At 68.2% G+C, this 23993-nt stretch carries 16 protein-coding genes; 8 read left to right on the top strand and 8 right to left on the bottom strand.

Annotated features, from left to right (window positions below; genetic code table 11):
• Positions 1-14 precede the first annotated feature (14 nt).
• From chvE to ACFY16_RS07115, 4 genes are all read right to left on the bottom strand, one after another.
• Entirely contained in the window at positions 15-1121 is a 1107-nt protein-coding gene (gene chvE / locus ACFY16_RS07130) for a multiple monosaccharide ABC transporter substrate-binding protein (RefSeq protein ID WP_390646045.1), read from the bottom strand.
• Positions 1122-1268: 147 nt separating this feature from the next.
• Positions 1269-2237 (bottom strand): hypothetical protein, encoded by a 969-nt coding sequence (locus ACFY16_RS07125; RefSeq protein ID WP_390646044.1) that lies wholly within the window; start codon positions 2235-2237, stop codon positions 1269-1271.
• Positions 2238-2347: 110 nt separating this feature from the next.
• Positions 2348-3352, bottom strand: a complete 1005-nt coding sequence (locus ACFY16_RS07120) for a zinc-binding dehydrogenase (RefSeq protein ID WP_390646043.1) — start codon at positions 3350-3352, stop codon at positions 2348-2350.
• Entirely contained in the window at positions 3349-4515 is a 1167-nt protein-coding gene (locus ACFY16_RS07115; RefSeq protein WP_390646042.1) for a mandelate racemase/muconate lactonizing enzyme family protein, read from the bottom strand. The genes ACFY16_RS07120 and ACFY16_RS07115 overlap by 4 nt, the downstream gene beginning before the upstream one ends.
• A gap of 298 nt (positions 4516-4813) precedes the next feature.
• Between ACFY16_RS07115 and ACFY16_RS07110 the strand changes: the two genes are divergently transcribed.
• The gene (locus ACFY16_RS07110) at positions 4814-5704 is read left to right on the top strand and encodes a hypothetical protein (RefSeq protein ID WP_390646041.1); all 891 of its coding nucleotides are present in this window, start codon (positions 4814-4816) and stop codon (positions 5702-5704) included.
• A gap of 419 nt (positions 5705-6123) precedes the next feature.
• Positions 6124-7155, top strand: coding sequence for a hypothetical protein (locus ACFY16_RS07105; RefSeq protein WP_390646040.1), 1032 nt, complete (start codon positions 6124-6126; stop codon positions 7153-7155).
• 183 nt (positions 7156-7338) lie between these two features.
• On the opposite strand, the gene ACFY16_RS07100 is transcribed toward ACFY16_RS07105, so the two are convergent.
• The gene (locus ACFY16_RS07100; protein WP_390646039.1) at positions 7339-7770 is read right to left on the bottom strand and encodes an ATP-binding protein; all 432 of its coding nucleotides are present in this window, start codon (positions 7768-7770) and stop codon (positions 7339-7341) included.
• Between the two features lie 177 nt (positions 7771-7947).
• Between ACFY16_RS07100 and ACFY16_RS07095 the strand changes: the two genes are divergently transcribed.
• The 6 genes from ACFY16_RS07095 to ACFY16_RS07070 all read left to right on the top strand — a co-directional run bounded on the left by ACFY16_RS07095 (position 7948) and on the right by ACFY16_RS07070 (position 20430).
• Complete coding sequence (locus ACFY16_RS07095) at positions 7948-8490, top strand: GntR family transcriptional regulator (protein ID WP_390646038.1); 543 nt, start codon at positions 7948-7950, stop codon at positions 8488-8490.
• Positions 8487-9266 carry a GntR family transcriptional regulator gene (locus ACFY16_RS07090; RefSeq protein WP_390646037.1) on the top strand — a complete coding sequence of 260 codons (780 nt, stop codon included), beginning with the start codon at positions 8487-8489 and terminating at the stop codon, positions 9264-9266. Before ACFY16_RS07095 ends, ACFY16_RS07090 begins: the two co-directional genes overlap by 4 nt.
• A gap of 213 nt (positions 9267-9479) precedes the next feature.
• Positions 9480-11216, top strand: coding sequence for a hypothetical protein (locus tag ACFY16_RS07085; RefSeq protein ID WP_390646036.1), 1737 nt, complete (start codon positions 9480-9482; stop codon positions 11214-11216).
• Positions 11173-13122, top strand: coding sequence for a LamG-like jellyroll fold domain-containing protein (locus ACFY16_RS07080; protein WP_390646113.1), 1950 nt, complete (start codon positions 11173-11175; stop codon positions 13120-13122). Before ACFY16_RS07085 ends, ACFY16_RS07080 begins: the two co-directional genes overlap by 44 nt.
• Positions 13123-13177: 55 nt before the next feature.
• Positions 13178-20113: an RHS repeat-associated core domain-containing protein gene (locus ACFY16_RS07075; RefSeq protein WP_390646035.1), complete on the top strand. Its 6936-nt coding sequence runs from the start codon at positions 13178-13180 to the stop codon at positions 20111-20113.
• A 2-nt stretch (positions 20114-20115) separates the two neighbouring features.
• Positions 20116-20430, top strand: coding sequence for a hypothetical protein (locus ACFY16_RS07070; protein WP_390646034.1), 315 nt, complete (start codon positions 20116-20118; stop codon positions 20428-20430).
• Positions 20431-20562: 132 nt separating this feature from the next.
• Here ACFY16_RS07070 and ACFY16_RS07065 read toward each other — a convergent pair whose 3' ends face one another.
• The 3 genes from ACFY16_RS07065 to ACFY16_RS07055 are packed head-to-tail and all read right to left on the bottom strand — an operon-like array spanning position 20563 to position 23788.
• Positions 20563-21873, bottom strand: coding sequence for a tyrosine-type recombinase/integrase (locus ACFY16_RS07065; protein ID WP_390646033.1), 1311 nt, complete (start codon positions 21871-21873; stop codon positions 20563-20565).
• Positions 21870-22058 carry a helix-turn-helix domain-containing protein gene (locus ACFY16_RS07060; protein ID WP_390646032.1) on the bottom strand — a complete coding sequence of 63 codons (189 nt, stop codon included), beginning with the start codon at positions 22056-22058 and terminating at the stop codon, positions 21870-21872. Before ACFY16_RS07060 ends, ACFY16_RS07065 begins: the two co-directional genes overlap by 4 nt.
• Positions 22055-23788 (bottom strand): replication initiator, encoded by a 1734-nt coding sequence (locus ACFY16_RS07055; protein ID WP_390646031.1) that lies wholly within the window; start codon positions 23786-23788, stop codon positions 22055-22057. The genes ACFY16_RS07060 and ACFY16_RS07055 overlap by 4 nt, the downstream gene beginning before the upstream one ends.
• Positions 23789-23993: the final 205 nt, after the last annotated feature.

Raw genomic sequence — 23993 nt, 5'->3', positions numbered from 1 at the left:
GTAAGGTTCGACGCTTACTTGAGCTGGTCCGCCGTGTAGTAGCCGCCCTCGACGAGCTCCTTCTCGTAGTTCGTCTTGTCGACGCTGACCGGCTGCAGCAGGTAGGCGGGGACGACCTTGGTGCCGTTGTTGTACGACTTGGTGTCGTTGATCTCGGGCTTCTTGCCGTTGAGCGTGGCGTCGACCATGTCCGTGGCGACCTGGGCGAGCTTGCGCAGGTCCTTGTAGACCGTCTGCGACTGCTGACCGGCGATGATCGACTTCACCGAGGCGAGCTCGGCGTCCTGGCCGGTGATGACCGGCAGCGGCTTGCTCGCGGAGCCGTAGCCGTCCGACTTCAGCGCGGCGAGGATGCCGATGGAGATGCCGTCGTAGGGCGAGAGAACCGCGTCGACCCGGCCGCTCGTGTACGTCGAGGTGAGGATGTCCTCCATGCGCTTCTGGGCGGTGGCGCCGTCCCAGCGCAGGGTGGTGACCTTGGTGAGTGCGGTCTGGCCGGACTTGACCACGAGCTTCTTGCTGTCGATGTACGGCTGGAGCACGCTCATCGCGCCGTTGAAGAAGTACTTGGTGTTGTTGTCGTCGTTGGAGCCGGCGAACAGCTCGATGTTGAACGGGCCCTTGCCGCTCTTCAGGCCCAGCTTGTCGACGATGTAGTTGGCCTGGAGCTGGCCGACCTTCTCGTTGTCGAAGGACGCGTAGTAGTCGACGTTCTTCGTGCCGAGGATCAGGCGGTCGTAGGAGATGACCGGGATGTTGGCGTCGGCGGCCTGCTGAAGCACGTTGTTCAGCGACTTGTTGTCGATCGCGGCCACGATCAGCGCCTTGACGCCCTGGGTGATCAGGTTCTCGATCTGCGAGACCTGCTGGTCGGGGTCGTCCTCGCCGAAGACCAGCTTGGTCTTGTAGCCCTTGGCCTGCAGGTCCTTCTCGACGTTGGCGCCGTCGGTGATCCACCGCTCGGAGGACTTGGTCGGCATCGCGATGCCGATGGTCCCGCCCTTGGAGTCGCCCTTGCTCTCCTTGCTGCCGCCCTCACCGCTCTGGCCGCAGGCGGTCAGGGTGAGAGCGAGGGAGGCGGCTCCGGCTATGGCGGCGAGTGCGGCTCTGCGAGTACGCATGATCATCATCCTTGATGTGTGTGGGGCAGGGCTCGGTCTGGCGGTACGGAAGACACTCGACGAGCGGTGCGGAGAAGACCGAGAGAGAGGGTGTGTGGGATTGTGTTCGACTACGTCTGCTTCTGTGAAGGGGGTTTGTCCGGAACGTTATGCGGAAGTTTCGAACCGCTTCAGATTCCCGGGCAGTCGCGAACCCAGGGGCGCCATCTCGCCGTCGGCTCCGTGCCGCGCGAGCAGGTCCAGGGCCAGCCGGCCGCGCCGCACCCGCTCCCGGGCGGTGGACAGCGTCACGTCTCGCAGGTGGTGTCCGTACGGGTAGATGGCCGGAGCCTTGGCCAGCCCGAACTTCAGGTAGAGCGGTGCGCCGCGCCGGATCAGCTCGGCGATCTCGTACATCCGGATGTAGCCGCCGAGGTCGTCGGGGGCCTCGATGTACATGTCCATCGGGGCGGCCGACACCCTTCGGATCTCGGTGAGGTGATCGAGCGTCAGGTCGCTGGGCACGTTGAGCGAGTCGGCGCCCAGGTTCTCGTACACCGCGTACGCGGCCGGGTTGACCGGCCCGATCAGCGCGGACACCTTGAGCGTGGTGTCGGCCGGGATGATCCCGGCAACTCGCGCCCGGTGCAGGGTCCACAGCACGCCCTCGTCGGCGACGAGGAGGCACTTGACGCCCAACTCCGTGGCCCGGACGGCGTCTTCGACGCAGCCGGCGACCGCGTCGTGGCCACGGGCCCGCAGCCCGGCACCGCGCGAGTCGGTGCGCACGCTGCCGCCGATGTCCCAGGTGCCGCGCGGGCCGGTGAACAGGCAGAGCTCGATGTCGCGTTCGGCGGTCGCGTCGACCATCTCGGTGATCTCGGCGTCGGTCAGCATCCACACGCCGCTGCCCTGGCTGATCCGGTGGATCGGCACGTCCAGGCGCGAGGCTTCCTTCAGGACGACGGCCAGCGCTTCGGGACCCTCGCACGAGGGGATCTCGGTGCGCCAGCGGCCACCGCCCGGGAAGCTGTGGGGCGAGGCGTCGGCGGGATCGAGGGTGGGTGCGCCCAGGCCGAGTGCGGCGAGCGCCTGCTCGCCGGGTCGACGGGCTGCCGGGGCGGAAGCGTCGGTCACAAGCTGTCCTTCTTGTTCGATATTTCGGACGAGGTTCGCGGCTCGGGGTACGAAAAGGCTGGGTGTACGCCGGTACGGGGTCGTCAGGTCGCCCTCGTACCGGCGTACGGCTAAGGACGGAGCAGGACCTTGCCGACCTTCGGATCGCCGGACCCCACCAGCTCGATCGCCTCGGAGAACTCGGCGAGCGGCAGCTCGTGCGTGACCAGCGGCAGCGGATCGAGCAGTCCGGCGCCGAAGACCCGCACCGTGTGGGACCAGGCGTCCGGCGGCGCACCGAAGACGGTGTGCACCTCCAGCTGCCGTACGACCAGATCGGTGGGGTCGAGGCCCTCGGCACCCGGCGCCGGGATCCCGGTCAGGACCAGCCGGCCGCCCCGCCTGAGCAGGGAGGCGGCGGTGCGCGCGGCGGACGCCGACCCGGCCGTCTCGATCACGACGTCGAAGTCGTCGGGGAGCTCTTGGTCCTTCGTACGGAAGTCGGTGGCCCCGAACCGCCGGGAGAGGGCCTCCCGGTCGTTACGGGTGCCGACGACCAGCAGCTCTCCCGGGGAGCCCGCCTTCAGGAACTGCACGGCGAACATGCCCAGCGTCCCGGTGCCGACCACCGCGACCCGCTCGCCCGGCAGCGCGTTCGCCTTGATCGCGGCGGCCGCGATGCAGGCGGCCGGCTCCAGCAGGGCGGCGGCCGTCAGATCGGCGTCGTCCGGCAGGGCGTGCAGCAGCCGGGCCGGCAGGGTGAGGGTGGTGGCCATGGCCCCCGGCTGGGTGAAGCCGGTCTCCTCGTACCCGTCGGTGCACAGCGTCGTCTCGCCCGCGTGGCAGCGGTCGCACACCTGGCAGTTGCGGAAGCCCTCACCGACGACCTTCCGGCCGACCAGCGACTCGGGCACCCCGGCACCGACCGCCTCCACCGTCCCCGACCACTCGTGGCCGGGGGTGAGGGGGTATCGGACGTATCCCTCGGGCCGGTTGCCCTGGTACACCTCGCGGTCGCTGCCGCAGATCCCGGTGGCGTGGACGCGCACCAGCGCCTCCCCGGCCTCCGGCTGCCGCGGCACGTGCGCGACGATCCGGTGTTCGCCCGGCCCCTCGACGACGACGGCGCTGCTCACTTCTGCGTGCCCTTCGGCTTGCGCTGCTCCCAGCCCTCGGCCCACAGGTCGAACCGGGCCTGCTGCTGCGGGAACTCGGCGGCGGCGTCGACGTCGAGCTCGACACCGAGGCCGGGCTCGTGGGAGAGGTGGAAGCAGCCGTCTTCCGGATTGACCTGCGGCGCGCCCTTGACGACCTTCTTGATCTCCGCGTCCGCGAAGTCGTTGAAGTGCTCAAGGATCTTGAAGTTCGGCGACGTGAAGCCGACCTGGAGGGAGGCGGCGGTCAGCACCGGCCCGCCCACGTTGTGCGGGGCGACCAGCACGTAGTGGGCCTCGGCGGTGGCGGCCAGCTTCCGGGTCTCCCAGATGCCGCCGATGTGGCCGACGTCCGGCTGGATGATGTCGACGGCCTGGCTCTCGAAGAGCTCCCGGAACTCGATCCGGTCGTGGATCCGCTCACCCGTGGCGACCGGGATGTCGACCTTGGCCGCGACCTTCTCGAGAGCCTTCAGGTTCTCCGGCGGCACCGGCTCCTCCAGCCACGCGGGCTTGAACGGAGCGAGCTCGCGGGCCAGCCGGACGGCGGTGGCGGGGGAGAAGCGGCCGTGCATCTCCAGCATCAGCTCGGCGTCCGGGCCGATGGCGTCGCGTACCGCCTCGATGAGCGAGACGGCGTACAGGCTCTGCTCGTGGTCCAGCTCGAAGTGCCCGGTGCCGAAGGGGTCGATCTTCAGCGCCTTGTACCCGCGCTCCATGACCGCCTTGGCGGCCTTGTGGTACGCCTCCGGAGTCCGCTCCGTGGTGTACCAGCCGTTGGCGTAGGCCTTGACCTTGTCGGTCACCTTGCCGCCGAGCAGCTGCCAGACCGGCACGCCCAGCGCCTTGCCCTTGATGTCCCAGCAGGCCATCTCGATGACGGCGATGCCCGACATCACGATCTCGCCCGCGCGCCCGTAGTCGCCGTACTTCATACGGCGCACCAGGTCCTCGACAGCGAACGGGTCGGAGCCGAGAATGTGATTGGCCTCGGCCTCACGCAGGTAGCCGATCAGCGCGTCGGTGTGGCCCAGCATCCGGGTCTCGCCGACTCCGGTGATCCCCTCGTCGGTGTGCACCTGGACGTATGTCAGGTTGCGCCACGGCGTCCCGACCACGTGTGTGCTGATTCCGGTGATGCGCACGGCGGTTGCCCCTTGCTGCTTCGTCGGCTTGATTGGCTGGCATCCCGACGCGTTCGAGATTTCGTCACACGTTCGAAATGCTGGCGTGACAGTAAGGATGTGGCGGCGGGAGTGTCAATGGGTCGAACACATAACGGTTTCGACAGTTTCGGAACGGCGCTTTCGGGATGATGTCGGACGCTTCCCTCCGCAGCGGGCGCTTCCCGCAAGAACCCGCGCCGTAAGGGCTGCTCTCCCACACAATTTTCACAACAGCCCCTAGGAACGTTACCCTCCGGGAACTTAGTCTTCCCGCGTCATGGACTACTGCCACCCGTGCCGACGGCACCTCAACGGCGCTCTCGCGTGCCCGGGGTGCGGCACGCCCGCCGAACAGCTCCGCGCGTACGCGCCCGCGCACGAGACCGACTCCCACGACGTCGGTGCATCGTCGTACGCGGACGCGCGTGATCACGGGGATGATCGTGCGGGTGACCGCGGGCATGATCGCGGGGGTGACGACTTCGAGTCCGCCGAGCCGGGCGGAGGCGGCCGTGCCGCCCGACGCCGGGAGCAGGGGCGTGGCGGCCGAAGACGCGGGCGTGACGACTCCGAGCGCTCCGCCGGCCGCGGGCGCGGTACGGACGACCCCGAGCGGCTCGGCGGCCACGGCCTCGGGCTGGACGACTCGGCGGAACCCGACGACGAGCCCGGCGCCAGCCGTCGCGACCGCAAGGCGGCCGCCCACCGTCGGCGCCGCCGTCGCACCGTACTGATCACCACCGGTCTCGTTCTGGCGGCCGGCGGTCTGAGCCTCGCCGAGATCGGCATCGACGCACCGGGCTTCTCCTCCGACAAGCCTGCGGCGGCCTCGGACGCGTCGGCGGAGGGCGCCGCGTCCGACGAGGCGAACCCGACCGAGACGGCCAAGCCCCTCGGCGACACGGCGGACACGGGCTCGGCCTCGGCCTCCCCGGACGCGTCGGCCTCGCCGTCGGCGTCCAAGTCGCCGGAGGACGACGCGTCGAAGGACGCCGAGACCGACGAGGACAGCCAGTCCCCGGCCGCGACTCCCACAACGCCCTCGCAAGCCCCGGCGACGACTCCGGCGGCGACGTCGACACCGTCGGCAAACCCGACCACGGCGCACCCGACGCCCGCTCCGTCGCCTTCGGAGACGTGCAGTCGGTTCCTGTGGTGGTGCACCTGAGTTCCCGTGTTGCAACGCGTTGACGGCGGACAGAGACTGGTCCTGTCGGCCGCAACGCACATCTGCCCAACTCCGCCCACGGAATCTCTGGCATCTCCCGGCAACTCTTCGCCTGGCGCGCCCACTTCGAGGCGCGGACACAGGCGCTCCGCCCCCGGCTTCTCGGATGGAGCGGTTTCATGCACGCATTCCGGCGCAACTCGAAAAAGGCGACCGTCCTGGCGTTGATAGGCGTCTTCACGCTGCTGGCCGCACAGTCGGCCGATGCTTCCGTTCCGCCACAAGCCGCCCGGGACCCGTTGCCGCAGGTCTCCTGCGGATGGCCGGCCGTAGTGAATCCCAGCAGACTGAATTTTGCGTTTCCCGAGACGAACGCGACGTACTGGCTGATGCCTTACCGTCTTGCGCAAGGTGACCAAATGGTGGTGGACGGGACGTACCCGTCTGCCCGCTTCACGTCACTGACGTCGTACGACGTCAAGGGGGCACCGATCGATTCGCTCGCCGACTACAAGATCGCCCCGAGTCAGGGCAGCCGGAACCCGTTCAGCGATCCGAACGCGGGCACGAACTCCGCGCAGCACAAGTACAAGGTCACGCTGAAGGCGGGGGTGGCGCCGGGCTCCGGAGGAAACACCCTGGCCGGCACCAGCATGAGTGCCGCGTCCGGGGTGGGAATTCTGGCGTTGCGCATCTATGTGCCTGACCGGACGTCCGATCCCGCGGGCAGCGTCCCCCTTCCGGCCCTTTCGGTACACCGGAAGGACGGCAGTGTCCGCTCCATTTCGACGTGCGCCAAGGCGGATTCGACGCAGGGGCCTGCCGGTCCGCTGGTCGGGTTCCTCAGGAAACTGGTGCAGGACAACGCCCCTCCCGGGGGTTTTGAGGGATGCGGCAAGTCCAGCGTGCAGAGCCCGGGCTTCGCCATACCCAACAAGGCGTCCGGCCTGTTCCCCAACCCGTACAACAAATACCTGTGCACGCCGATTTCCCATGAAACCGGCCGCGTCGCCGTGATCCGCGGAAAGGCGCCCACCTTCCCCAACACCCAGCTGGGCCAGTCGGTCCTGACGAAGACTCAACTCAGGTACTGGTCCCTCTGCCAGAACCAGTGGCAGCTCCCGTACCCCTCCAGCAGCTGCGCCGCCGACTTCCAGACGGCCCTGAGCAAGGACGGCCGCTACACCTTCGTGGTGTCCACCCCGCAGGACCGCCCCGCCAACGCGACCACGACCAACAGGGTGACCTGGCTCTCCTGGGGTCCCACCAACGTCAGCAGCATCCTGCTCTTCCGCAACATGCTGCCGGCCGCGGACTTCCACAATGCCGTCCAGGACGTCGGAAAGGGCGAGAACCCCGCATCCGTCATGGGCGACTACTTCCCGACGATCACCTACTGCACGAAGGCCGAGTTCGAGAAGGGCGGACCGGACGCCTGCCCGGCGAGCTGAGCTCCCTCATGGTCACCCTGGTCTACGTCTGTGGTTCACCAGGCCGGTGGCAGGGACACTCGCACCGAAGGGCCAGGAGCGGGTGCTCCCCGTCGGCGGCGCCCCGGCCTCCGACCTCGCGGTTGCCATGGCACAACCGCTGTTGTGCGTACAGGCACTCCGGCGAGGTGCCGGCGGGCGTCGTCAATGCTCCCCCTCGGCGATCCGCTTCGCCTGGCCGGCGACCTTGAAAGCCGTCCACACGGTCTTGCCGACGGTGTGTGCCGTGACGCCGATGTCGTCGGCCGACTCCCGAACCAGAAGCAGGCCTCGCCCTGAGTGCGCGTCGCAGTTCGGATCGCCGGTGGCGAGGTGCTGTGTCCCGAGAACCTGGTCACCGCTGTCCCGGACCTCAAGGCGGAGCGCGGCGCCGTCCAGGGAAAGGCTGACGCAGTACTCCCTGCCGGGCGGTGCCCCGTGCAGCATGGCGTTCGTGGCGAGTTCCGACACGCAAAGCCGTATGTCGTCGAGCCGGTCGGTGCAGCTCCAGTCCGTGAGGGTCTGAAGGACGAAGCCGCGAGCGCCGCGCACAGAGGCTCGCGATCGGGGGAAACAGCATTGGCGTGACAAGGGCACGGTGGGCCACCTCCGTGATGTCCTCGGGTGTTTCAGCCGCAAACCTTACTTCTATTCGCGAAAAGCAGCAAGATTGCCTCGTGTTGAGAGGCGATGAGATGGGGGTGGCCGGGCATGTCGCTTAACGTGTAGGACGAGCAGGGCCGGGAGAGTCCGTCGGCCGTTCGGGAGGGTGTCGTGAGCGGGAGTAGCTGGGTCAGTACGTCGTTGCCGTATCTGAAGCCGCGGGAGGCTGGGCAGGGGGATGCCTGGGGCGACGAAGCGGCGGCCCAGGGGCGACGGGGAACCCAGCGGATTCTGCACGCGGGCGAAGTGCCGGCTTCGGCCGACGTGGCGGGGTTGTTCGGGATTCCGGAGGGCGAGCCGGTCGTCGCGAGGCGGCGCCTGATCCTTCTCGACGACCAGCCGAACGAACTGACCGACACCTACTATCCGATCGGCATCGCCCGCGGCACGGGGCTTGCCGGAACGGCCAAGATCCCAGGCGGAGCCGTCACACTCCTCGCCGAACTGGGCCATGTCGGCGTCCTCGTCCGTGAGGACGTGACGGCCGCCATGCCGGAGGATGAGGAGAGGGCCGTGCTGCGAACAGCGCCGGAAGAGCCCGTTCTACGGCTGACCAGACTCACCCTGGACCGCGACGACCGGCCGATCCAGGTCGACCGTATGGTGATGCCCGCCCTCCGGCAGAGACTGCGCTACCAGATCAGGATCGGATGATCGTGCCCAAGGCCGAACCGGACGCCCCCGACCGTCGCTCGCTGCATGAGAGGATCGCGGCCGATCTGCGGGACGATATCATGAGCGGAGAACTGCCGCCAGGGGCGAACCTGCCCTCCACGGCACAGCTCAAGGACCGCTTCGACGCTTCGAACGCCACTGTGCAGAAAGCCCTGCAACTCCTCAAGGACGAATGCCTCGTGGTCGGCCGGGCGGGGGCGGCGGTCACGGTCCGAGAGCACCGCCAACGCACCGTACGGCCCGCCGCATCCCTCGCGTCGGCCGGTGCCGGGCAGTCGTACCCGTGGCTCACCGAGGCGGCCAAGCACGGCACACATGCCCGCAGCGTGATCCTCGACGTGACGGAGTGCCACCCGCCCGCCGATGTTCGTACGGCCTTGAGTCTCCCGGAGGACGCAACAGCTCTGCTCCGGAGTCAGATCGTCCTGGTCGACGACGAGCCTGCCGAACTCGTCAAGTCCTACTACCCGTTGGACATCGCCCGGGGCACGGCCCTGACGGACCGCCGCCGAATCAAGGGCGGAACTCCCGCACTCCTGGCGGAACTCGGCTATCCGCCCCGCCAGAGCGTGGACCGTGTCTCCGCCAGGATTCCCACTCAGGAGCAGTACCAGGCCCTCCATCTCACCAGCGGCATGCCGGTCCTGCGAACCCTCCGCGTCGTCCACAGCGACCATGAACGGCCGGTCGAGGCGACGGTCATGGTGAAGGCGGGGCATCTCTACGAGGTGCGGTACGAGTTCGTGCCCGAGTGACGGCGTTGCGGTACCGCCACGGCCCTGTCGGCCACCAAAACCACCCTGTGGCGTTCATCGGGATTTTGTTTGACCGTGTGCGGTCAATCCTGGTCTGATCCTCAAGTACTCGTGAAGATCGCGTGAGCCAGGGGTGGGGACGCGAACGGGGATACTTCGAGCTGCCTGGAAAAGCCGCGGGCCGGCCGAGCGAGACAATTCGTCTCCGGCCTGATGGTCACGGCACTGTTGGCGGTTCTGCCCGCGCTGGGTGTCGCCACCCCGGAAGCGCGAGCCGACGAGGCGAAGCCGACGACGTCCGAGGCCTCGGCCGCGCTGGAGCAGGCGGCGGCCTCCGGGGACGAGGTGGAGGTCGCCGGTGAGCGCGGGGAGTACTCCACGACCTATGCGAACCCGGACGGTTACTCGTTCACCCTGGAGCAGTCGGCCGTTCCAGTACGCGTGGCGAAGCCGGACGGGTCGTGGGCGACGCCGGACGCGACGCTGGAGCGCCGGGCAGACGGCTCTGTCGGCCCCAAGGCGACGGTGGCCGACATCTCGCTCTCGGCGGGCGGTGACGGCGACGGTCTGGTGCGGCTGGCGGAGGAAGGGCGGTCGCTGAGTCTGGGCTGGCCAGGCGCACTGCCAGTCCCCACGCTGGTTGGAGCCTCGGCCACGTACGCGGACGTACTGCCCGGAGTGGATCTGCGGATGACCGCCACGGTCGAGGGCGTCCGGCAGGTGTTCATCGTCAAGTCCGCCGAGGCCGCCACCAACCCGCAGCTCAAGAAGATCGAGTTCTCGCTCAAGACGCGGGGCCTGACGGTCGGCAGCCGAACCGGCGGTGGCCTGGCCGCGATTGACGAGAACGGCAATACGGTGTTCCGTTCCCCAGCCGCGCAGATGTGGGACTCGGCCGGTGACGCCGACGCGACCGGAACCTCCACCTTGTCGCCGGCCTCCACTTCCGACAGCGACCCCGTCCAGGACGGCGACGGAGAGTCCTCCGCCGACCCGGCCGACGGGCCTGGCGACGGCGACGCTTCGGCTGTCCTGCCCGTCAAGCTGACCCAGGACTCGGTCGTGGTCGAACCGGACGCGGGCCTGCTCGGCGGCTCGGACACGGTCTACCCGCTGTACATCGATCCCGACGTGGCGTTGGAGGAGTCCGAGCGCACGGTGCTGTCCTCGGACGGCGACACCTTCTACAACTTCTCCGGCGGCGACGACGGCGAGGGCGTGGGCCTGTGCGGCACGTACGTCACCGGTGGCTACGCCTACTACTGCGGTTCGGGCTACAAGCAGCGCATGTACTTCGAGTTCGCGCCGACCAAGCCGGCGGGCAAGAGCGTGCTGGATGCGACCTTCCGGGTCACCGAGCGTTGGTCGATGTCGTGCACCAAGACCGTCGTCGACCTGGTGCGCACCGGCGACATCTCCTCGGCGACGCGTTGGCCGGGCCCGACGTCGAACTGGGACGTCATGGGCGACCGGACCGTGGCGGCGGGCAGGGGTTCGCTGTGCGACCCGGACCAGCCGGATGCGCCGATCGAGTTCAACGACGACCCGGCGCAGAGCTACGAGAACCTGACGTCGACAGTGAAGAAGTTCGCCGCTGGTGACTTCTCCCGTCTGACGCTGATGGTGAAGGCGCACGACGAGTCTGACCCCAACGGCTGGAAGCGGTTCGACGACGACGCCGTACTGTCCGTGAAATTCGTCGGTCTGCCCGCTCCGCCGACCAATGCCGGCATCATCCAGGGCACCAACATGAGCTGCGAGAACAACTCCACCGACCCCGGACATCATCGCTGCTCCGAAGCCGATGCTGTCCGCGCGGCCCCAGACTGCGGCGGGTGGGGAGGGCGGTGCCCACCTGCGGGCCCACTTCTACATCCAGAAGAAGCTGAGCGACGGCAGCTGGGCAGTGGCGACCGAACCGGTACGGCCCACCGACGGATCCGTCGGTGACAACGGCCTGGTGCAGTACGAGTCGCCGATCGCGCTCACCGACGGCGTGCTGTACCGGCTCGCGGTGTTCACGCGCTCGCTGTATAACGACGACGCCAGCTACCTGGAGTCGCACAGCACCGTCACCACCCAGGACTGGTGCTACTTCAAGATCGACACCACTGCCCCCAAGGCGCCGGTCATCACCTTCGGCACCCCGTACTCTGCGTGCACCGCCGACGACTGCGCGGCGGCCGGCCAGCCGGGCACCAAGGCGCAGTTCACCTTCTCCCCGGCGGCTGGGGACGCCACCAACACCTCCTACCAGTACAAGCTCTCCACCGACGCGACCTGGTCGGCAGAGATAGCCGGCTCGACGGTCAAGCCCTGGATCACCCCGCGGCTTGCGGGCCTGACGCAGCTTCAGGTCCGAGCGAAGGACCCCAACGGCTGGAGCGCGAAGACGATCGTGGAGTTCAAGGTCGGCGAGGGACAGGGAGCCGTCGGCCGCTGGCACTTCGACGATGCGGATCCTCAGTCGGGCAAGACGACGGCCGCCGACACGGCCACCGTGGGCGCCCGGCACGATGCCACGCTGTACACCGCCGGTGCGGACTGGTCCCCGCTGGCCCGCCGGGGCGACAGCGACCGTTCGCTGTGGCTGAACGACACCTCCGACACCACGCGCCAGTCCGGGTACGCGGCCACATCGGAGTCGGTCGTCAACACCAAGTCGTCGTTCACGGTCTCGGCGTGGGCCTATCTCACGGACTCCTCCGCCTACCGCACGGTGGTCGCGGAGACCGGCAGCGACGGCGTCGGCTTCTCCCTGTACTACTCGAAGGGCATCCAGCGCTGGGTGTTCCTGTGGAACTGGTACGAGAGCGGCGTACGGAAGTACCAGGGCGCCAGCGCCACCGCCGCCGGGGTCTCGCTGAAGACGTGGACCCATTTGGCGGGTGCCTACGACGCTGAGAACCGGACCATCCGGCTCTACGTCAATGGGCGTCCCCAGGGCGGGCCGGTGGCGCTGCCCAGCACGTCGGACGCGACGGTGGCGGATGGGGCGCTGCAGTTCGGCCGGGCCGCGTACAAGCCGGGTACCTACCAGGACTACTGGCGGGGCGGCGTCGACGAGGTGGCGGTCTGGCAACAGCAGCTCACCCAGGACGCGGTTGACTCGCTGGTGGCCAGTGAGGCCCGGCTGCTGGATGCGGACGGTACCGCGGACGTCGAGCTGATGGCCGCCTGGGACCCTGCGGGAGCGAGTGGCACCATCCTGGCAGACACCGTCACCGGTTACGGCCGGACGCTCACCCTCAGCGGCGGGGCGGCCCTGGACGGCGAGGCGATCGTGCTCGACGGCACGGACGACGCGGCCACGACGGCCGGGCCGATCGTCGACGAGTCCGGCTCCTTCACGGCCACGGCGGCGGTGGAGCTGGACACCGAGGCCATGGCCGCCAAGCCTGACAACTACCGCGCCCAGGTCATCGGTCAACGCGGTACCGACGGAACGTCCTGGGGCCTGTGGTTCGAGAAGACCGGCACGGACGTGGATCCGGAGACCGAAGCGAAACTGCCTGTCGGCTACTGGTACTTCGGCCGCCTGAACGCCGACGGTTCCTGGACGGCGGTGGTCTCCGACGAGGCCGTGACCGTCTCCGCCAACAGTGTGACCCAGCTGACCGGCGTGTTCGACGCCTACACCAACACCATCAGCCTGTACATCGGCGACAACCAGAACGACTCGTCCCTCGCCTACACCGCGGTGGCCGGTTCCGATGACTTCGCGGTCGGCGAGGGCTTCGTGAACTCGGCCTGGCAGCACTACCTGGCCGGCCGGGTCACCGATGTGCGCATCTGGGCCGGGGCCATGTCCGGCCAGCAGCAGACCAGCGAGACCGTGGGCACCACCGGTGCCTGACCGATTGTTCCACCGTCTTTCCTCTGCCCGCAGCGCTTACTTGGGGAGTCGTGTCATGAGCGCCGGTATACGAGCCCGCTGGTTCAAAGGCGTCGGCAGACGCAGGGTACTTCCGGCCCTCGTGCTGGCTCTCATCGTGCCCATCGGGGTCGCGGCCCCGGCAGCCCAGGCCTCCGACGGTGGTGGACTGGGCCGTCCCGACGCGCCCGAGCAGGAGGTAGCCAAGGTCCACGCGGTCACCGGACTGGGCGCCAAGGCCGCCCGGGACCGGGTGGCCGCGACCCGGAAGGCCAACACCGCCCAAGCGCTACGCGCCAGGCAGCAGCAGACCGCCACTTGGCCGAAGGCCGCCTCGGCGGCCGTGGGGCTGACCGGCAACGGCAACACCACCCGGCTGACCGCCGGTGGCCTGCCGGTGGCGCTCGAGAGCACCGCCGACGGCGCCTCGGGCAACACCCGGGTCTCGGTGCAGAGCCGGGGGAAGACCGAGGCCGCAGGCGTGAAGGGCGTGGTCCTGACGGCGTCCGCCGCCGATCCGGGTACAGCCAAGATCACTGTCGACTACTCGGCCTTCGCCTCCGCTTACGGCGGTGACTGGTCCGGGCGCCTACGGCTGTACAGCCTCCAGGCCTGCGCGCTGACCACCCCGAACAAGGCCGCCTGCCGCAAGCGGACGCCGCTCGACTCGCACAACGACATCTCCGGGCAGACCGTCACCGCCGACGTCACCCTCGCCGCCCCCACCAGCGGCACCACGAGCCTGTCGTCGTCCAACTCCGCGGCCGTGACGGTCCTGGCCCTGGCGGCAGCCACGGGCGCGTCCGCGTCCGGCGCGGGCGACTACACCGCGAGCCCACTCTCCCCGTCCTCCACCTGGGAGGCGGGCGGCTCTTCGGGTGCCTTCACCTGGACGTCGGACATGACCGTCCCGCCTGCCGCCGCCGGACCCACTCCCGGCGTGTCGCTGTGGTACGACTCCGGCAGCATCGACGGCCGCACCGCCTCCACGAACAACCAGGGCAGCCAGATCGGCGAGGGCTTCGAGATCTCCTCCTCGTCCTACATCGAGCGCTCCTACGGCAGTTGCGACAAGGACGGCCAGGACGACAAGTACGACCTGTGCTGGAAGTACGACAACGCCTCCATCGTCCTCAACGGCAAGTCCAGCGAACTGGTCAAGGACGACACGAGCGGCGTCTGGCGGCTGAGCTCCGACGACGCCTCCACCGTCACCCGCTCCACGGGCGCCGACAACGGCGACAACAACGGCGAGTACTGGACCGTGACCACCGGCGACGGCACCCAGTACGTCTTCGGCCTCAACAAGCTCACCGGCGCGGGCACCGACGACGCCACGAACTCCGTGTGGACGGTCCCGGTCTACGGCGACGACTCCGGTGAACCCGGCTACGATCAGGGCTCCGCCTTCGCCGACCGCTCTGTCACCCAGGCCTGGCGCTGGAACCTGGACTACGTCGTGGATCCGCGCGGCAACGCCATGACGTACTGGTACACCCCGGAGACCAACTACTACGCCGAGAACGGCGCCGACACGTCCACCGCCAAGTACACGCGGGGCGGCTACCTCACCAAGATCCTCTACGGCCAGAACAAGGACACCTTGTTCTCCGGCGTGACCTCCGACAAGGTCACCTTCTCCTACGACGAGCGCTGCACCGCTTCCGACTGCTCGGACCTGAAGGAGTCCACCGCGGACAACTGGCCCGACGTCCCCTTCGACTCCATCTGCGCCTCAGGCGGGGACTGCGACGCGACCAGCCCGTCCTTCTTCACCCGCAAGCGCCTGACCACCGTCTCCACCTACGCCTGGTCGGCCACCGCGAGCGATTTCACCGCTGTCGACAGCTGGGACCTGACCCAGGAGTACCTGGACGGCGGCGACATCGGCGACACCTCCGACCAGACCCTGACGCTCAAGTCCCTCCGGCACACAGGCAAGAACGGCACCGCCATCGCGCTCGACCCGGTGACCTTCACCTACGAGATGCGCCCCAACCGGGTCGACGCCACGGACGACATCCTGCCGCTGACCCGTCCCCGCGTCAGGACGGTCACCTCCGAGACCGGCGCCATCACCACAGTCACCCTCTCCGGGGCGGAATGCGTACGCGGCTCGAACATGCCGGCCGCCGAGGACGACAACAGCAAGTCCTGCTACCCGCAGTACTGGCACGTCAACGGCGCCCAGGACGCGTCCCTCGACTGGTTCCACAAGTACCGCGTCACGGCCGTCAACACCGCTGACCCGACCGGCATCGGCGTGAACACCGAGAGCGCCTACAGCTACGCCGACCCCGCCTGGCACTACGACGACGACCCGCTGACCCCCGAGGACGAGCGCACCTGGTCCGTCTGGCGCGGCTACGGCAAGGTCACCGTCACCAAGGGCATCGCGGGCAAGACTCAGACCAAGACCGTCTCGCTCTACCTCCAGGGCATGGACGGCGACAAACGCAAGGACACCACCGTCACCCGCTCCGTCTCGGTCGCAGGCATCGATTTCACCGGCTTGGACGTGGCCGACCAGACCGACAGCGACCCCTACGCGGGCTTCCTGCGCGAGCAGATCACCTATGACGGCTCGAGCCCGGTCACCGTGACCGTCAACGATCCGTGGTCCCGCCGTACCGCCACGCAGCACAAGTCGTACGCGGACATCGAGGCGTACTACGTGCGCACGCAGAAGACGTACACCCACACCTACCTGACGGCCAAGGCAAGCTGGCGCACCCGTACCACTGCCACCACCGAGTGGGACGACTACGGCCAGCCGCTGAAGGTGTACGACGCGGGCGACACCGCCATCACCGGCGACGAGACCTGCACCCGCACCTGGTACGCGGCCAACGCCACGCTTGGCATCAACTCCCTGGTCACCCGCACCCGGGTGGTCGGCCGGGCCTGCACCACCGTCGAGACGGACCTGTCCCTGCCGACCTCGGTCGCCTCCCGCGGAGACGTCCTCTCCGACACCGCCGTCGTCTACGACGGCCCGTCCACCACCACCGCCTGGTCCGCGTCCCAGACCCCGACCCTGGGCGAGCCCACCTGGACCGGCCGCGCCTCCGCCTACCCGGCGTCGGCGACGAGCGGCGAGCGGTATCCGGCCAGCTGGCAGACGGTCAGCCGGACAACGGCCGATGTCCTCGGCCGGGTCGCCTCCGTCACCGACACGGCAGGCAACACCACCACCACGACCTACACCCCGGTTGCCGCAGGCCCGCTGACCAAAACCAAGGTCACCAACGCCAAGTCGCAGAGCACGTACACCTACGCGGACTACGCCCGGGGCCTGCCGACCAAGGTCTACGACGTCAACAACAAGATCACCGAGACGACGTACGACGCCCTTGGCCGAGCCACCGCTACCTGGCTGCCCAACCGTTCTCACGCCGGCAACGCCACCGCCAACTACGCCTACGCCTACTCCGTCACCAACAGCGCACCGTCGTGGACCTCGACCTCGGTCCTGAAGGCGGACGGCGACACGTACAACACCAGCTACACGATCTACGACTCGCTGCTGCGGTCGCTGCAGACCCAGACCCCGACCCCGCAGGGCGGTCGACTGCTTACCGACACCCGGTACGACAGCCGCGGTCTGGCCTACCAGTCGTACGCCGACGCCTTCGACACGACGTCCGGCCCGAACGGCACGTACACCCGCGTCGAATACGGCCACAGCCCCAAGCAGACCGAGACCGTGTACGACGGTGCTGAACGCCCTGTGACGAGCGACTTCTACGCCAACGGCATCAAGAAATGGACCACCAGCACCACCTACACAGGTGACTCCACCGCTTCCACGGCAACCACAGGCGGCTCGGCGACCCGAACGATCGTGGACGCCCAGGGCCGCACGGTCGAAACCCGGGAGTACGCCGGCACGAGCCCCGCCGACACCGCCTACGGTGCCACCGTCGGAGCCTCCTACACCGCCACGAAGTTCACCTACACCCGCGACGGCAAGCAGGACACCGTCACCGGCCCGGACAGCACGTGGTCGTACGCCTACGACCTGTACGGCCGCCAGACCACAGCCACCGACCCCGACACGGGCACGACGACCACCGGCTACACCAACCTGGACCAGGTCTCCTGGACCAAGGACGCGGCCGGCCGGGTCACCATCTCCGCCTACGACATCCTCGGCCGCCCCACCGGCACCTGGTCCGCCCCCGCCACCGCCGACCTGACCTCCACCACGGAGGAACAGACCGACGCGAACAAGCTCACCGCGTACGCGTACGACACCCTGCTCAAGGGGCAACTCGACTCCTCCACCAGCTACGTCGGAGGCGTCACCGGCAGCGCCTACACCAGCAAGGTGACGGCCTACGACAGCTTGTACCGGGCCACCACCACCCAGCTGGCCCTGCCGTCGACCGACCCGCTCGTCACCTCGAAGGCCGTTGCAGCGACGCTGACCTTCTCCACGTACTACAACATCGACGGCACCCAGCAATACATCGCGGAGCCCGCTGCCGGAGGCCTCGCGCAGGAGTACGTCGACTACGAGTACGACACGCTCGGCTTGAACACCAAGACCAGTGGCGCCAGCGACTATCTGCTGGACACCAGCTACTCCGCCCTCGGTCAGCCCGAGGTGCTCACCCTGGGCACCTCCGAAGCAGCGGGCATCAAAAAGGCGTACATCAGCAACCTGTACGAATCCGGCACCGACCGCCTGACCCGCTCCTCGGTCACCGACGACACCCACGCCTACAAGCTCCAGGAACTGAACTACGCCTACGACGACGCGGGCAACGTCACCTCCATCAACGACCCGACGTCCCTGGGCGGCACCGGCTCCACGGACTACCAGTGCTTCACCTACGACGGCCACCGCCGCCTGCTGGAGTCCTGGACCCCGTCGACGGCCGACTGCGCCGACTCCGGCCGCACCACGGCCAACCTCGGCGGCGCCGCCCCCTACTGGACGTCGTACACCTACAAGGACTCGGGCCTGCGCGGCACCGAGACCAGCCACACCACCGGCGCGAACACGACCAGGACCTACTGCTACGACGCCACGAAGGTCCACCGCCTCACGGCCACCACCACCGGCTCCACCTGCACCGGCGTCACCTCCGCCTACGCCTACGACACCACCGGCAACACCACCACCCGACCCGACGGCACGGCCACCCAGAGCCTGACCTGGTCGGCGGAGGACCGCCTCGACACGGTGAAGGAGGGCACCAGCACCACCGGCTACATCTACGACGCCGACGGCAACCTCCTGATCCGCCGCAACACCGGCGGCGAAACGGTGCTCTACCTGGGTGCCACCGAGGTCCACCTCGACACGTCGACATCGACCGCGAAGTACTGGGCCCAGCGGTACTACACCGGCGCCGGATCCACGATCGCCCTGCGCAGCAATAAGTCGGGTACCTCGACGCTGATGTGGCTGGCGGCTGACCAGCACGGCACCAGTTCCATCGCTGTAGACGCTTCTACCCAGGCCGTCACCAAGCGCTACAGCACCCCGTTCGGGGCGAGTCGGGGTCCGACGACCGGCGTCTGGCCTGACGACAAGGGCTTCCTCGGCATGTCTGCCGATGCCGACACGGGCCTGACCCACGTGGGTGCCCGCGAATACGACCCGTCTGTCGGGCGGTTCATCAGCATCGACCCCATCCTCGACACCAGCGACCCGCAGTCACTCAACGGCTACGCCTACGCCGACAACAACCCGGCCACCTTCAGCGACCCGAGCGGCCTCCGGCTCGCGAACTGTTACGGCGGGTACGGCGAGTGCGGAGGCGGAGCCTCGAAGCATCGTGGCCAATTCACCGACGATATCTCCGGCGTGACGCTGGACAACGACCGCGGGACCGTGACTTGGGAGGAAGAGAGCGAAAGTCAGCTCGATTACAACGGAGACGGATACGTCTCCGTATTCCCAGGGGTCAACGTACCGACCACCTGGAAGGAAGCCCCTCAGTACATCGAGGCCTTCCGCGATCAAATGTCCAGCCTGTGTGATCTTTACGGGCTCGAGTCATGCGCCGAGCTTTCGTCGACCAGCCCCGTCAAGACCGATGTGAACAACACCAAGGGCTATGCCTGCCTAGCTGCGGGGAAGAAATGTCCATCAGGGCTCGAATACGGCATGTGGACGGCAATCGCTAACGGCTTTGCAATTGGTTCAGAATACGGCGGCGAGTCCCCGGCACTCGGTACGGGACTAGGCGGAAAGTCCGGCTGTCTTCACAGTTTCGTCGCCGGAACCGAAGTCCAATTGAGTGACGGCACGGCAGAGGCCATTCAGGACGTTGAAGTCGGGGACAAGGTCGAATCCACAGACCCTGACACCGGTGAAACCGGCGCTCACGAAGTCGTGCGAACCATAGTGACCAAGCACGACAAGGAATTCGTGCAGATCACTCTGCAGGGAGACGGAGACGACCACTCGGCGGGCTCCGTAACCGCCACCACCACCCACCCCTTCTGGTCACCCTCCGCCGACAACTGGCTCGACGCCGGCGAACTGCGAGCCGGCATGACCCTGCGTGACGCGGACGGCCACAGCGTCAAAATCGCTTCGGTCCGCCACTTCACCCAGCAACAGGTGACATACGACCTGACCGTCAGCGACGTCCACACGTACTATGTACTCGCTGGGGCCACGCCGGTTCTCGTCCACAACTCGAACGGGCTTTGTGGAGTAACCTCCGCTATTCACGACGACCCGTATCTCGTGAAGGCGGCGGAAGCGGCCGGAAAGAATCAGCGAATCCAGAAGGAAATGGACGATCTGGTCATGCAGTTCCGGGGCGGTAACACGAACCCCGGTCTCGGGAATAAGTCCCTTTCTGGCACGGACGTTTCGTACCTGCGAGGCCGCAATGGAGGTCGCGTCTTCTTCCGGAATACTGACGATGGTATGCAGATCGTTGGTAAGGCCGACAAGTCGAACGAGTCTAAGGTCATCAGTCGCCTCACGGATATGTACGGAAACTAGGTATGTACGAGATCAGCGAAGAAGGCCTGACTCTCCAGGTGGAGCTGGGCGAGGATGCGCCAGACGAGGTCGAGAACGCCGATGGTTGGATCCTGCTCCCTGGTGGGGGAAGGTGGTCTGTGACCTTCTTGACGTATCTAGAGCTGGGCCGAATCTTGGATAGATGGCAGGCGACTGGTGAATGCCTGAACGGATCGTATTTCACCTGCCCTGATTTGGTTTTGACTCGCCGTCCGGGGGTCCGTGAAATGTTCGCAGCAGTGCGAGAAATGGTTGCTAATGGCGACCATGAAATGTCCCTCAAGCGGGTCGAGTAACTGCGGTACAGGTCATCCTGTGCGTGAGCGCCTTTCACGTGCAGGGCCTCGCTCGCCGCAAGGAGAAGCCCCACCGAAGAGGACCTTCGGTGGGGCTTCTGACGTTCCTGACGGCAGTAGTTGACGGCAACGTCAGCGGACGGGCGCGGCGCACAGGGTTGGGTCGTCGCCGTCGTCGGGGTCGCCGGTGATCTTGGAGGGGTTGCGGAGGGCGCTGCCAAGAAGGTCGATGGCGTCGCGCTGGAGGCGGAGTCGGACGTGGGCGTAGACGGTGGCGGTGACGCCGATGTGGGCGTGGCCGAGGAGTTCCTTGATGACGACGAGTTCGACGCCCTGTTCCAGGAGGAGGGTCGCCGCCGAGTGCCGGAGATCGTGGAACCGGATGCGGCGGAGCCTGGCCCGGTGGAGCAGGGCGGTGAAGTGCCGGGTGAGAGTGGCCCCTTCGATCGGGGCACCGTTGGGCCGGGTGAAGACGTAGCCGCTGTCCGGCCAGTCCTTGCCTGCCGCCTTGCGTTCCTGGCGCTGTCGGTCGCGGTGTTGTTCGAGGGAGCGCAGGCATGGTGTCGGCAGGGCGATGCGCCGTTCGGAACTTTGGGTCTTGGTCGGTAGGGCGGTCAGGCCGCCGGAGTTGGTGCGCTGGAGGGTGCGGCGGATGCTGGCGGTTCCGCCGGCCAGGTCGAGGTCTTCCCAGCGCAGGCCGAGGAGTTCGCCCTTGCGGAGCCCGGTGTGCAGGGCGAGTTCAAACAGCGGCTGCAACCGGTGACCGCTGACGGCGGCCAGGAACTCGCGCGCTTCCGCGGCGGTGAGGGGTTCGAAGCGGCGGGGCCGTGGTGTGCCGGTGCGGACGTTTCGGGCGACGTTGCGCGGGATTTCCTCCTCGCGTACCGCGTGCTCCAGTGCGGACTTGAGCACGGAGTGCACGTAGGCCAGGGTCAGCGGTGAGAGCCGCTTGGAACAGCACTTGCTGGCGGCGCAGCAGCGGGGCTGGTCGCGGGCAGTGTCGAGGCCGCGGGTGCAGCACTGGCAGGTGGTGCGGAGCTGGTTGAGCCAGGTGCGGACGTCCTTGGCGGTGAGCTTGGCGAGCTTCTTCCGTCCGAGTCCGGGGATGAGGTAGAGCCGGGCGACGGCGGTGTAGCGGGTGTGGGTGTTCTCGCGGAGCTGATGGACGGCGACGTTCTGAAGCCAGTACGTCAGGTACGTAGCCAGGCTGCCCTGCGCGGACGGAGCGGGGACACCACGGTTGCTGGCGGCGATCTTCTCGGTGAGCTTGGCGAGGGCTTCCTTGCGGGTGGTGCCGTAGACACGGATGCGCTTGCGGGTGTTGCCGGGGGCGAGGACGTATCCGGCGGCCTCCCAGCGGCTGTCCTTGCGCTGGTAGACGGTGCCGTCGCCGTTCGCGCGCACGCGGCGGGAGGCGGGGGTGTCGCGGGGTGTGGTCGTCATGCGGCTTCCTGGTCGAGGCGGGTGTGGATGAAGTCGGTGAGGGCGTGGGTGGGGATGCGGCGGGCTCGGCCGAGGGTGAGGGAGGCGAGTTGCCGGGTGCGGATGAGGTCGTAGACGGCGGTGCGGCCGAGTTGGAGGCGTTCCATGACCTGGGGGACGGTGAGGAGTTCTGTGCCGGCGGTCACGCGAGGGCCCCCGTCCGGATAGCACTGGTCAGCCGGTGAGTGGAGTGACCGACCAGGTGACCGGCGGAGTGGTCAGCGTGGTCACTGGAGTGCTCCGACCGGGTTCGGGTCGGTTGCTCGGGTCGGGTCTGCCGTTTTGCGGTCAGGAGGTTGGCGAGGTGTTCGAGTTCGGGCAGGAGGCCGGTTCCGGCGTACTGCCAGTGGGAGATGACCAGCGTCGTATCCGAGTCCACGCGCTGACCGGCGATGTTGCGGTGACCGGGGCGGTGACCGGCGGCCAGGTCGGTGGAGTGTCCGGCCTGGTCACCGATCGGCCTGCCGTCCGTCTGCCCGGTCTGTGCCTCAGCCGGTGCTGGGGCTGTGGTCTGGGTGTCGGGTCGGCGGGTTCGCCAGGCGGTGCGTTCGGCCCGGAGGTGGGCGAGGGTGGTGGAGTAGTGGCGGGTGCGGGTGGAGAAGTGGCCTCGGAAGCCGAGCATGTGGGCCCACTGGCGCAGGCGAAGGTGGGCGTGCCGGCGGTTGGTGGCGAGGTGCCAGGCGGTGTGGATCATGCGGGCGTGATCGGTGATGTCGTGGGTGGCGAGTTCGGCGAGGAGGCGGAGGCGGCGGTCGAGGGTGCCGGTGGTGGTCTCGGCGCCCTTGGTGGCGTACTTGGCTATGTAGGCGGCGACGTGCCGCTCGGTGACCGGGCCGTCTCCAGTGAAGTCGGTGCCGCGGATCGCCCGGACGTCGATCTGCCGCCCGAACCGGAACACCAACCACCCCGCCCGATCTGAGCCTTGAGGCGAGGAGGCGGGGATGTGCCCGGCGGGCTGTGGTTGCTTCGGCGGTTCGCCCTCGTGGTGGACGCGGGTGCGTATGGCGGCGGCGCGGATGGCGTGGTCGAGGAGTTGGGTGGTGGCCCAGGCGGGCGGGGTGCTGGTGGGGCCGGTGGGTCCGTCGAGGCGGATGATGGCGTGGAAGTGGACCTGACCCCGCTTCTGGTACTCGGCGACCTTGGCATAGGAAAGCTTGGCGTGGTGGCGCAGGGCCCGCTGCGTCACCCCAGCCGCCTTGGCGATCTCCCGCCGCAGGTGGGTGGTGAAGCGGGCCCACAGCGCTGGGGCATGTGCGTTCCACAGCACCGCGCCCGCGTAGTCGTACCGCTCGGGGTCGAGCGGGGTGCCCAGCAGCCGGTCGTTGTCGGAGTGGACTTGGCCGCAGTGGCAGCGGCCGGTGTCGGGCTGGTTGTGGACGGGGCCGAAGCCGGGTGCGGTGAGGGTGGCGAAGACACGGGGGTGGGCGGCGACGCTGGTGGGGACGGTTTTGCCGCCGCGCAGTCCGGCGGCGATGAGCTGGTAGGTGTCGTAGCGGTAGACGGTGGAGCAGGCGGGGCAGCGGGTGGCGCGGCGGTTGCCGCAGCGCACCAGCAGTTCGCCCGCCGGGAGCCTGCCGGAGTTGAAGTGGTCGAGGATCTCGCCGGTCGCGCTGTCCAGACGGCTGCGGTGCCCGGTGAGGCGGATCGGATGCGTGCAGCCGCCGAGCGCGCTGATCTGTCGTGCGAGGGGTGCGAGTTGGCCGGTGGCGGCGAGCTTCGCCAGCCTGCCGGTGAGCCTGGCGCGGCGCTCCAGCGCCGACCGCCCTGCCGGTGAGGCGCTGACGTCCGCCGGGCAGGTCGGTGTCGTGAACGTCGGCGACGGACGTGAGGCGGCTGGAACGGTCGCGGGGTACGGGAGCTGGAGCTGTGCGGGCATGCGGAAATGGGGCCTTTCGGCGGGAGCGCGGAAGCGGTACGGCGCGGGGCGGCGTGGGCAGGCCGAAGTGATCGGCTCACAGAGGAACAGGCGCCTCGAAGTGGGGCGCGAGGGCCGGACCAGGGGGGCCTGGTCGGCGGGGCTCGGTGGTGATCACCGGCGGGTGCGTGACGTTAACATCGCCTCACAGGCGCATTCAAGTGCA

The organism is Streptomyces sp. NPDC001315, from assembly GCF_042896175.1.
In the GTDB taxonomy this organism is placed as follows: Bacteria; Actinomycetota; Actinomycetes; order Streptomycetales; family Streptomycetaceae; genus Streptomyces.
This window is presented reverse-complemented; position numbering and strand designations above follow the sequence as displayed.